Raw genomic sequence first — 10,743 nt, forward strand, 5'->3', positions numbered from 1 at the left:
GGGCGCGGACGGGCATCACGAACGCAAGCGTGACACCGTCGAACCAGGGCGTTGGAGACTTTCGAGATGAAAAAGATCAATCGCGGGACAACCGCCACGCGGGCGAAAGCTTACCACGCCTCGTTATCTCATCCAGCCCCACTGGCCAACTTATCGAAAATCAGTTGGCAATCGCATCGACTCGACCACTTGATGAATGATCGCGTTTTCCTTGGCGGAAATCTTGCCTAAACCCAGATAACCGCCCGACGCCTTGGCGACCTCCAACATCTGTTTTTGCGTTAGGTCAATCAACCGCTCTCGAGCGACCTCAGACATCGTCGAAAACATTTGGTGAGTGTATCGCCTCCAGGCATCCACACCCAATCCAGGAGGACGCTTGGTAAGCCATCGGTCCAGAAGAATCCACGCGGTCGTGCCCTCAGCAATTCCTAACGCGGTCGCGTGGGACATCACCGACTCACGTTCATTGGCATCCGCGTCGGCTTCCGCCCACGCGACCAACACGAGTGGGAACAGTCGCAGTGCCAACAATCCATCGGCGGTGATCCCGAGCTTGCCGAGTTCGTCAATAAGGAGGGTGTCGTGAGTCCCGGTCGCACGTAGCAATTCTTCTCGCCCGCTTGGACTGTTGGCTTCGTTTCGGAGTCGGGAAAAAATCTGATCCTCGATATCGTGAAAAAAAGCTTCTGTTTGGACGTCGCGATCAGACATGGAAACCCCTCGAGTATGAGCCCTCTCTCGTCAGTACCAGGGAGAGCAACCAAATTCATTGCAAAGCTTGGGCCGCGAACTTTCTAGTTCTATTCCGCACACTTGAAGCCACGATCACCGACTTGAATCACGTCGGTGTGCCCCCAACGCACATGAGCGAAGGCTGGGCGAGCCGATTTCGCCCAACATTGAACCTTGGCATTCGAACTGCTCTGGAACGCAATTGAACTGACACGGCAACCGACTTGTGTCAGCATAGCACGTTTGTTCGCCAAACCCGAACAAACTTCCTTCAATCGTGAGAGCTTTAATGAAACGAATGATGACATTGGTGTTGGTGTTGACCGGCGCATGCCTGATCGTTGGCTTGCATTCCAGCACAGCCGCCCCGCAAGCGGATGCCGTCGAACGGCCTGCGTCTCATCTAACGCCTCTCATGCGAATGAAGCTCGACCGGTCCAAGGGGATTCTAGAAGGTTTGACCTTAGAGGATTTCGACATGATCGTATCGAATGCCCGAGCCCTGCGATTGCTCAGTACCGAGGCCGGTTGGAACGTCATTCAAACAACCGAGTACGCCGCCCAGAGTCGCGACTTCCAGCGAGCCACCGATTTGATCGTCGAAGCCGCCGAGGGCAAAGACATCCACCGCGCCGCAATGGGATACGTGGCGTTGACGGTTCGGTGCGTCGAATGTCATTCGTACATGCGAAAGGTTCAAGCCGTTCCCGAGTCAACCAACCGCGAGTGAATTAGCCATCAACGCCGAGACGCTCATCGAAGGTCTGACAAAACCCGATGCCTATCCGCATCGGGTCGGCGGGGAAGTGCAGGTCCACGAGACCCACATCTCGATCGTATTCCTTGCCGGAGAGTTTGCTTACAAAATCAAGAAGGCAATCCATACCGACTTCTTGGACTACCGCACGCTCGATCGCCGCAAGCATTTCTGCGATGAAGAAGTCCGACTGGATGGTCGCTATTCACGCGATCTCTACATCGGTGTGGTGCCGATCGGTTGGGAAGACGGCCATTTGCAAGTCGGGTCAAAAAAGGAACCGGTTGAGTTCGCCGTCAAGATGCGGCGTTTTCCGGCGGGATCGCTACTGAGTGAACGCCTGGCGGCGGGAAAGTTGACCACGGCCGAGGTTCACCAACAGGCCGAAACGATCGCGGACTTTCATCAATCCTCGGAGGTGGCAAACGCTAACGTTGCCGCTCAATGGCCAGACTATTTCGTCAACAATGTGCATCAGATCTTTCAAACGCTTGAGCCGAAGCTGAGCCAAGAAACCCAGGCAACTCTTAAGGTTATTCAAAACTGGATCGATCAATGGTCGCAGGACCATCCCGACGCGTTAGCACGCCGAGTGAAACAGGGGGCGATCCGCGAATGCCATGGTGACTTGCACGTCGATAACGTGGTGCAATGGGATGGGCGGTTGGTTCCATTTGATGGAATCGAGTTCAGCGAACAACTGCGATGGATCGATGTGTTATGCGATGCCGCATTTTTGGAAATGGACTTGGCGTATCGAGATCATCTCGATCTGGCAAGAACGTTCATGAATCATTACTTGGAAACCACGGGTGACTACGAGTCGCTAGAGCTACGTCGGCCTTTTTTGATCTACCGGGCGTTGGTCCGTGCTCTGGTAGCGATCATCCGGAGTGACCAGAGCCAACTGAGCGCCGGTGAACGCGAAGAGGCATTGGCGGATGCGTGTCAGCATGTCCGCTTGGCTTACCGGTTCACGTTGAAAGAAACGCCACAGCTTTGGATCACCCACGGATTCAGCGGAAGCGGCAAGACGACCTTCAGCGAAACCGTCGTGCAGCGTCACGATGCCATCCGACTGCGGAGTGACACCGAGCGCAAACGTCTCTTTGGGCTCCATCCCACCGATCGCCCGTCACCATCGATGCAAGCTCAAGTTTACAGCGACGGTTCCAACGAGCGGACTTACACGCACCTGGAATCATTGGCAAAAGCAACGTTGCAGGCGGGATACGGCGTGATCGTCGACGCAACGTTTTTGAGGCAACGCGATCGCCAGCGTTTTCATGATCTCGCGCGACGTGAAGGGGTTGAGTACGTCATCCTCGATTGCCGTGCCGATCATCAGACGCTTCGTCAACGAGTCGCCGATCGCATGGCGGGCAATCAAGACGCGTCAGACGCAAACTTAGATGTTCTGGAACACCAGTTTCGATCTGACGAGCCACTCACCCCAGCCGAAATGAAGCACGTGGTCGTCTTGCCCGATTTCGCCGATCGATTGTGATTAGCGTGTCGACTTTCCGGGGAACTTGGGGAACAATCCTCCAACCTGTTCACGGTAGGTTGCGTACTCGGGGAACCGTTTGATCATCGCAATTTCTTCTTCGCGAGTCTTGGCAACCAGTACTGCAAGCAAGATCACCCATGCCGCAAGTCTCCACCAAGTCAACGGGATCGGCATCAGGGCTGCGGTCAACCAGAGTAGTCCTGTGTACATCGGGTGACGGACGATCGCGTACGGCCCACGCGTGGTCAATCGAGTCCGGGAAGACGTGGTCGGATGAATACGAAGACGTCGCCACCCCATTGTGAACCACGCCCAAATCGCCAGTCCGATTCCAGGAGCGGCCAGGGTCATTGCCAAGAACGGAAGAGGCATCCAATCGGCCGACAGGATGAGCCACGCCGACAAACCGAATTGAGCCGTGATGAGAAAGGTGTGATACATCGTGAGCCTCCAACGTCCCAACCGCATGAACCGCCGCGTTCGCTTTAGCATCGCGTGAACAAAAAGTGATGGATTCTTAACGTGGCGTCGACTTTCAGTCGACGTTTCAGGGTTTGGCGACTGAAAGTCGCCACCACTTAATGTTCACGCGATGCTTAGAACGTGTTTTAAAAAGGGGTCTGACCCTCTCCGGCGAGGCCAAAAACCCAATGAAATCGATTCGCCTCCAAAGGGTCAGACCCCTTTTTAAAACACGTTCTTAGCATCGCGAAAAGGTCGGCGGTGATATCATCGTGTCATCATAGCGGTTAGAATGAGAGCCCCCGCAAGCCCGCCTTTTTTCGTAGGAAGATGCAACTCAGTTTTCCTGGTTGCCGTGCTTTCCACGTCCCGCCCTAGCCGTTGATAACGGCTTCGATCATGAAAATCCATTTCAGTTCAAATGTGACCCTACGAAATAGCGATCTCTGCCGTCACGTGAGGGCTTGGTCGATGGTATTCGGTCTGTGCTCGATTGCTGTTGTAGGCGTCGGTCAATCCAACGGCCAGACCAAAGACGATACGAACCGCGCACCTGAGAATGACGGATCGAGTCGAGATACAAATTTCGCAGATCTCAAATCCGATACGGAAAAGTTCTTTCGCGATCGTGTCACGCCGTTCATTAAAACCTATTGCCTGGATTGCCATTCGAATAAAAAACCGACGGAAGCCGGGGTTAACTTTTCACCGACACTCAAGACACCCGGTCACGCTGCTTTTAGTGAGCAATGGAAAAATGCGGCCGCAAGGGTCAAGGCCCATGACATGCCTCCGGACTATGAGGATCAACCATCCGATGCGGACCGGCAAATGTTCGTCGAGTGGCTTGAGAAGATCAAGTATCTCAGTGAGAAGGACCCGGGACATTTCGTAATTCGAAGGTTAACCAAGACAGAATACGCCAACACTCTGCGTGATTTATTTGGTGTGGACGGTTCCGTTGCCGATACGTTGCCCGATGAAGTCAGTGGCGAAGGGTACCTCAATTCGCTTTCGCCGATGCAGCTCGAACAATATCTCGAGATCGCCGACAAAACGCTCGACCAGACATGGTCGGACAAGAATCTTAATCCGACCAAGATCCTTGAACCTTTCCTGAACGATGCACTGGAGCTCGAGGCCGACGCTCGCGATCGAGCCCGGTCGGTCGCTCGCAGTGTTGCCAAAACGGTCTTTCGACGACCTGTCTCCGAAGCGGAAGTGGAGGTTTTGCTGGAAGTATTTGACTTGGGCACACAAAACGAGCTGGATCATCAGGCGGCCCTTCGGTTGATGCTCAAGTCGATGTTGGTTTCGCCTCAGTTCTTGTTCATCACGCCAGCCGGACAAGTCGAGTCGGCGTCCAAGATCGTCCCGCTGGACGACTATCAACTGGCATCGCGACTGTCGTACTTGTTATGGGCAACCATGCCCGACGCCGAACTGACGTCGCTTGCCGATCAGGGAAAGCTGCAAGAACCCGATGTTTTGAAGGCGCAGGTCAAAAGATTGCTCGCCGATCCTCGCTCCCGCGCTTTGTTCGATGGATTCGCCGCTCAATGGCTTCGTCTCGATGATCTCAAAACTAAGGTGTTTGACCCGGACAAGTTTCCACAAATGACGAACGAGACGCGAACGGCGATGTACGACGAAGCCCGATTGTTTTTCGATAGCGTCTTGCGTGAAAACAGCAGTGTGGTGAGTTTCATCGAAAGTGATTACACGTTTCTCAATGACTCGCTGGCATCGTTTTATGGGCTCGAAGATAATGTAACGGGCCGACAGATGCGGCGTGTCAAACTCAGCAGTGCCCACCGAGGCGGCCTGTTGGGCATGCCCGCCATTCTTGCGGCCACCTCATTCCCGAATCGCACCAGTCCCGTCAAGCGAGGCGTGTGGGTCCTGGAACAAGTGCTCGGCGAACACGTGCCATCCGCTCCGCCTGACGTTCCGGAATTGAAAAAACAAGATTCACAAGATTCCTCCAACTTGACGCTACGTGAACTCACCGAACTTCACACTTCCGATCCGGTGTGCGCCAACTGTCACACGATGCTCGACCCGATCGGCTTTGGTCTGGAGAACTTTGACGCGATCGGTCAATGGCGAGAACGCGACGATAATGGCGAAGCAATCGATGCGTCCGGGGAATTACCCGGCGGAGAACGTTTCTCGGGGGTGGCGGAATTGAAAGCGATTCTCGCCGGTCGTGCCGATCAGCTTTCTCGGAATCTGGTCGAGAAACTCTTAGCCTACGCGTTGTGCCGAAAGCTCGAAGGCTACGATGAGATTGTCGTTGATGAACTGATGCAAACGATCGCAGCAGACGGTTATCGCATGCAAACGCTTGTTGAAGCCGTGGTGACCAGTTACCCCTTTACCCATCGTCGTATTGAAGATCAAAGGATTTCCCGATGAACAAAAACATGCTCATGGATCGTCGCTCGTGCTTAAGAGGCGTCGGGGCGTCGCTGGCATTGCCGCTATTTGATGTGATGGGATGGGCGGAAACGATCGGCGGTACCGCCTACCAACCGCCGGTGCGTCTTGGTTTCATGTACATGCCGCACGGGGTGATCTTGGATCAGTTTTGGCCTGCCGATGCGGAAAGCTTCCTAACATCGCCTCCGCCCGCCCTGGAATCATTGGGACCGGTACTCGACCAATGTCTACTCATGAAGGGGATCTCGGGCGTACCGATTGCACCCTACAACGGCGCGCCCCACGCGTTGGAATTGTCGACATGGCTGACGGCCACGTTGCCTGACCCGGACAAACGGAACGAAATTAGCATCGCCATATCGGCCGATCAGATAGCTGCCAATTACATGGGGGCCTTCACCACTTTGCCGTCATTGGAATTGGCAACCATGCCGCAAACGTGGAAGGAAAATCAAGAGGGACTCAACGAAGCGTACTATTCCCATTGCAGTTTTCGTTCGCCTACCCAAGCCGTGCCCGCCGAAATCAATCCACGCAATGTACTCGATCGTCTGTTCAACAAAAACGACCCAACCGACTCGGGTACAGCGTCGCACTTGGGTGCGTTGGACCGCAGCATGCTGGATATCGTTTTGGGCGGTGCGAAGGACCTGCGGCGAACGCTGCCGGCCACCGACCAACGCAAATTGGATGAGTACTTGGACAGTGTTCGATCGGTCGAACGTCGTATCGCGGCCATCGAGATGCGACAACAGGAGGCCGCGCTGGAGAAGGCCGGTGTACGGCCGAGTCGACACAGGGATTCCGATTCGCCACCGATCGAAATCAAGATACCCGAAGGCGACAAACGCAGTGAGTACATGCAGGTCATGTGCGACCTCAACGTGTTGGCGTTTCAAACCGACACTACCCGCGTTTGCACCTACATCGGCTCAAGGCCCAACGGAGCCTCGTATCCCGAACTGGGGTTCAACGATCAGCATCACTCGCAAACCCACCACAACAATCAACCCGACAAGGTCGAAAAGGTTGCCAAGATCACCGCGTTCAATATCGCCCAGTTCGCTTACATGGTTAAGAAAATGCACGCATTGAAAGAAGGCGACGGCACCCTTTTAGACAATTGCATCATGATGTGGGGGTCCGGCCTCGAAGACGGCGACAAGCATTCCCGTGCCAACCTACCTTTCATCTTGGCCGGCAAAGGTGGTGGTTCGATTGAGACTGGACGGTTCCTGCCCGACACGAAAGGGAACCAAGGCGATCTATTGACCACGATACTGGCTTGTGCGGGTATTCCGTTGGACCGTCCGATCGGGATCGCGACCAAGCAGATACCAGAGATCACGACGCGCGTTTGAGTTAGGCCCAAGAGTTTCGATGGCCGTCAAGGAAATAAACCGAAATGGATTGGCTCGTCGAGTCGTCAAAACTAACGTGGACTTCATGGGGAATCGCGGCGTCGATCTTGTTGATCCATGTGGCAGCTTTCTTTTCGGCGTTTCATTCGCTGCAGCACGTTCGCACTTCTCAAGCCGCCGTCGCGTGGGTCGTCGGGCTGATTACGTTGCCCTACCTTTCGCTGCCGATGTATTGGATCTTTGCCCGGCATCGCTTTGAAGGTTATCGCGAGGCGATTCGCGAAGTCGGAAATACGCATGAGCGGTCCGTGGCAGCGATCCGGAGGGAACTGACGACCCCGGCGGATTGCCAATCAACCAACCTGAATTCGCCGCTTGAACACGTGGCCGACGTGTTGGACACACCGATCAGCGAAGGCAATGAGTTTCGTTTGCTAATCGACGGCGATGCATTCTTCGACACCCTGGTTCAGCAAATCCAACGGGCCCGACGTTATGTTTACGCGGAGTTCTATATTTTGCGGGATGACGAAGTCGGCAAGCGTTTCGCCGACGCGCTGATCGAACGGGCACGAGAGGGTGTGGTCGTGCGTTTGCTGTATGACGAGGTCGGTTGCCTGCGATTGCCCGGACAATATGTTCAGCGTTTGCTCGATGCCGGTGTCGATGTCCACGCATTCAACACGCGGCAAGGTTGGGTCAATCGACTCCAGATCAACTTTCGCAACCACCGAAAGCTGGTCGTTGTGGATGGTCGCCACGCCGTGATCGGTGGCTTGAACATCGGTGATGAGTATCGAGGAAAAAATGTATGGAAGGACCGGTGGCGCGACTCCAGTGTTGCGATCACGGGACAAGCCACTCGAAAAATTCAGGCCGTCTTTGCCGGCGATTACTACTGGGCTGCACGAACGAACCTTCCCGAAGCGGACTGGGGCGATCGCGAACCGGAAGCAGTCCAAGACAGCGAGCATCAAGCTGGACCGTCCAGCGAACAACGGACAACATCGACTTCAACAGCAACGGACGCCCGTGGCCGTGCCGCCGTATGCACGACCGGACCGGCGGACATCCGGCCTCGCGCGGCGATGATGTTTGCCGCGGCGATCCAAGCGGCACGTTCGAGGCTTTGGATCAGCACGCCGTATCTGATCCCCGACGAGTCGTTGATGGTGGCTCTCTCGATGGCCAAGGCGCGAGGCGTCGATGTGCGTGTTTTGATTCCGGCGGTTCCCGACGAATGGCCGGTCTTCTTGGCGGGATATCATTACGAACACGAACTCGCCGAATTGGGCATTCCGGTGTTTCGCTATTACGCGGGAATGTTGCATCAAAAGGCCGTCTTGATCGATGATTCGCTGGCCTTGATCGGTTCAACCAATCTGGACAACCGCTCACTCTATTTGAATTTTGAGTTGATGATCGCAATCGAAGACAGCCTATTCATCGATGATGTTGCTAAAGCCTTGAGCCAAGATTTTCGCGATTCCCGGCATAGCAATCATGATCGCAAACCATTGCGTCCCTGGTTTGCTCGAGCGGGAACGGCCGTCGCGAGGCTGTTTAGCCCGGTGCTCTGAGAGGTTGGTTTTTTCTCATCAATTTTATCATCGCTGCTCGACTGGGCAGACTTACCCTGCTCATCGACCCCGACGCGATAAGGTCGCGGTAGCATGACCCCCACGAGCTCGTCTCGTGGGTGAATAAGGTTTGCGAGCTAGGCACCGACGCCATGCCAACCATCCGAGTTTAACTTGTGCTCGCCGCCTCAAGCGGCGAGCACAAGTTCAACTCGGAAGGTTGGGAGAACTGCGGCTTGTGTCTAGCTTGCCAACCTCGGCTTCCTGCCAGACGAGCTGGCAGGGGAGCAATCCATGAGGACTTGTGGCCTATAAAGAGGGCGGGAGCCTGAGATCGAGTGCTTATGAGCGTTTAACGAACGAGAGTTACCTCGCGTTCAGATTCCGCACATATAGCCGTCGAACAATGCGGGGACGTGATGGATGGACTTTCCCATCCGCCACCCATTGCAAGATAGACTTTGACCAAGCTCATCGCGAGGTCGCCTCTCGCCGTTGCCGCCTCCGATTCCGCTAGCAGGTGTGCTTGCTGCAGCCTCAAGACGCGGTCAAGGTTTGCAGCCCCTTCGGTGTAGGAGACGTGTCCGATCCGTGCCGCCTCAAACGCTGACTGCGACGCGCGTTGGATCATGTCCAACCTGGCAAATCCGTTGACGAAACTGACCTGCGCATCCTCGGCTTCTCGATAAGCCTCCAAGGCGGCTTGCTGGTAAGCGTAATACAGTCGCTCGAATGCGTATCGTTCGGCGGCCACTTGGTTCTTGATCCGTCCGTAGTTCAAGATGTTCCAACGAAAACCCGGTCCGACATTACTAATCAGGCTTGCCGCCCCGAAAAGATCATTGAAGTTCTGCGCCTCCAAGCCGACCTGACCGATCAGCGTAATGTGCGGATACAGTTCGGCCTCGGCGATTCCAATTTTCGCACTTTGAGCGGCGAGTTGCCGTTCGGCGACGTGAAGGTCCGGTCGACGTCGTAACAAGTCCGAAGGGATGCCAACGGCGACACCCGCCGACGGGACGGGGATCTGACCGCTGTTTCCCAGCACCTCGTGCAGATCAACGGGGCAGGATCCCGTTAGTACACAGATGCGATGACACGCTTGCCGTCGAAGCGTCTCTAATCCGGGAAGTTGATACTCGACGAGATGAAGGTTCGACTTGCTTTGTTCCACGTCGAGTCGATCGCCTTGACCTTCCTCGAAACGTCGTTGTGCGAGCGACAGTAGCGTTTGTTGGGCCGCGATCTGTTGTTGCACCAACATCATGCGGGCCTCGATCGTCCGCATCTCGATATAACTTTGAGCGAGTTCGGCGAGCATCACTGTGCGAACGAAGTTGTATGCCGCGACCGATCCATCAACATTCGCGTCGGCGGACTCGACCGCACGTCGGAGGCGTCCCCAAAAATCTAGTTCCCACGCCAGTCCGAAGTTACCATTCCAATTATCAAACACGCGATCGGTTACAAAGAAACCAGGAACGGTTACGAAGTTGGCGGTGTTCTCGCTAATCGATAGATTTGAAAAGCTTCCGTTGAGCGACTGTTGTTGGGGAAGCAGGTTGCCGGCAACGACGTTTCGCTTGGATCGCACTTCAAGGATGCGTTTGGCCGCTTCCTTGAGCTCCATATTGTCCAGCAATGCAATCTGTACCAACTCGTCGAGCACGGGGTCGTTGAAACTCCGCCACCAATGCGACGAATGGTCAATTTCACCTTGAATCGCCGGATGGGCTGCCTGCGTCCAAGCGGGCGGCGAGCTCGCTGGAACGCCACGATACTCGGGCCCCACCTTACACCCCATTAAAGCGCATAACGCGATCGCGAATGCTAAGTTTCGGCGCGTCCATTCGCTCGGCATGTGCTTGCGATCCGTTGCAAGTGATTGGTTCAGAG

The 10,743-nt window shown here is 55.1% G+C and carries 8 protein-coding genes; 5 read left to right on the forward strand and 3 right to left on the reverse strand.

Going from position 1 to position 10,743, the window contains the following annotated elements; all coding sequences use genetic code 11:
• Nucleotides 1-150: 150 nt before the first annotated feature.
• Nucleotides 151-714 (reverse strand): hypothetical protein, encoded by a 564-nt coding sequence (locus tag Pla100_RS21250; RefSeq protein ID WP_146579923.1) that lies wholly within the window; start codon nt 712-714, stop codon nt 151-153.
• A gap of 310 nt (nt 715-1,024) precedes the next feature.
• On the opposite strand from Pla100_RS21250, the gene Pla100_RS21255 reads away from it, so the two are divergent.
• Both Pla100_RS21255 and Pla100_RS21260 read left to right on the forward strand, forming a co-directional pair.
• Nucleotides 1,025-1,465 carry a hypothetical protein gene (locus Pla100_RS21255; protein WP_231603309.1) on the forward strand — a complete coding sequence of 147 codons (441 nt, stop codon included), beginning with the start codon at nt 1,025-1,027 and terminating at the stop codon, nt 1,463-1,465.
• A 76-nt stretch (nt 1,466-1,541) separates the two neighbouring features.
• Nucleotides 1,542-2,999 carry a bifunctional aminoglycoside phosphotransferase/ATP-binding protein gene (locus Pla100_RS21260; protein WP_146579925.1) on the forward strand — a complete coding sequence of 486 codons (1,458 nt, stop codon included), beginning with the start codon at nt 1,542-1,544 and terminating at the stop codon, nt 2,997-2,999.
• Here the strand turns inward: Pla100_RS21260 and Pla100_RS21265 are convergent, their stop codons facing one another.
• Entirely contained in the window at nt 3,000-3,443 is a 444-nt protein-coding gene (locus Pla100_RS21265) for a methyltransferase family protein (RefSeq protein WP_197168120.1), read from the reverse strand. It lies immediately after the preceding gene.
• Between the two features lie 420 nt (nt 3,444-3,863).
• Between Pla100_RS21265 and Pla100_RS21270 the strand changes: the two genes are divergently transcribed.
• Genes Pla100_RS21270 through cls form a run of 3 tightly spaced genes read left to right on the forward strand, consistent with a single transcriptional unit; the run spans nt 3,864 to nt 8,847 of the window.
• Nucleotides 3,864-5,882 carry a DUF1592 domain-containing protein gene (locus tag Pla100_RS21270; protein ID WP_197168121.1) on the forward strand — a complete coding sequence of 673 codons (2,019 nt, stop codon included), beginning with the start codon at nt 3,864-3,866 and terminating at the stop codon, nt 5,880-5,882.
• Nucleotides 5,879-7,267 carry a DUF1552 domain-containing protein gene (locus tag Pla100_RS21275; protein ID WP_146579929.1) on the forward strand — a complete coding sequence of 463 codons (1,389 nt, stop codon included), beginning with the start codon at nt 5,879-5,881 and terminating at the stop codon, nt 7,265-7,267. Before Pla100_RS21270 ends, Pla100_RS21275 begins: the two co-directional genes overlap by 4 nt.
• 44 nt (nt 7,268-7,311) lie before the next feature.
• Nucleotides 7,312-8,847 carry a cardiolipin synthase gene (gene cls, locus Pla100_RS21280; protein ID WP_146579931.1) on the forward strand — a complete coding sequence of 512 codons (1,536 nt, stop codon included), beginning with the start codon at nt 7,312-7,314 and terminating at the stop codon, nt 8,845-8,847.
• A gap of 352 nt (nt 8,848-9,199) precedes the next feature.
• Here cls and Pla100_RS21285 read toward each other — a convergent pair whose 3' ends face one another.
• Complete coding sequence (locus tag Pla100_RS21285) at nt 9,200-10,708, reverse strand: efflux transporter outer membrane subunit (protein WP_197168122.1); 1,509 nt, start codon at nt 10,706-10,708, stop codon at nt 9,200-9,202.
• Nucleotides 10,709-10,743: the final 35 nt, after the last annotated feature.

The organism is Neorhodopirellula pilleata (assembly GCF_007859915.1).
Lineage (GTDB): Bacteria > Planctomycetota > Planctomycetia > Pirellulales > Pirellulaceae > Rhodopirellula > Rhodopirellula pilleata.

What these genes read in the sequence shown, in the direction of transcription:
- Pla100_RS21250 (WP_146579923.1), bottom strand. Translation starts at nt 714, where the DNA reads ATGTCTGATCGCGACGTCCAAACAGAAGCTTTTTTTCACGATATCGAG.
- Pla100_RS21255 (WP_231603309.1), top strand. Translation starts at nt 1,025, where the DNA reads ATGAAACGAATGATGACATTGGTGTTGGTGTTGACCGGCGCATGCCTG.
- Pla100_RS21265 (WP_197168120.1), bottom strand. Translation starts at nt 3,443, where the DNA reads ATGTATCACACCTTTCTCATCACGGCTCAATTCGGTTTGTCGGCGTGG.
- Pla100_RS21270 (WP_197168121.1), top strand. Translation starts at nt 3,864, where the DNA reads ATGAAAATCCATTTCAGTTCAAATGTGACCCTACGAAATAGCGATCTC.
- Pla100_RS21275 (WP_146579929.1), top strand. Translation starts at nt 5,879, where the DNA reads ATGAACAAAAACATGCTCATGGATCGTCGCTCGTGCTTAAGAGGCGTC.
- cls (WP_146579931.1), top strand. Translation starts at nt 7,312, where the DNA reads ATGGATTGGCTCGTCGAGTCGTCAAAACTAACGTGGACTTCATGGGGA.
- Pla100_RS21285 (WP_197168122.1), bottom strand. Translation starts at nt 10,708, where the DNA reads ATGCCGAGCGAATGGACGCGCCGAAACTTAGCATTCGCGATCGCGTTA.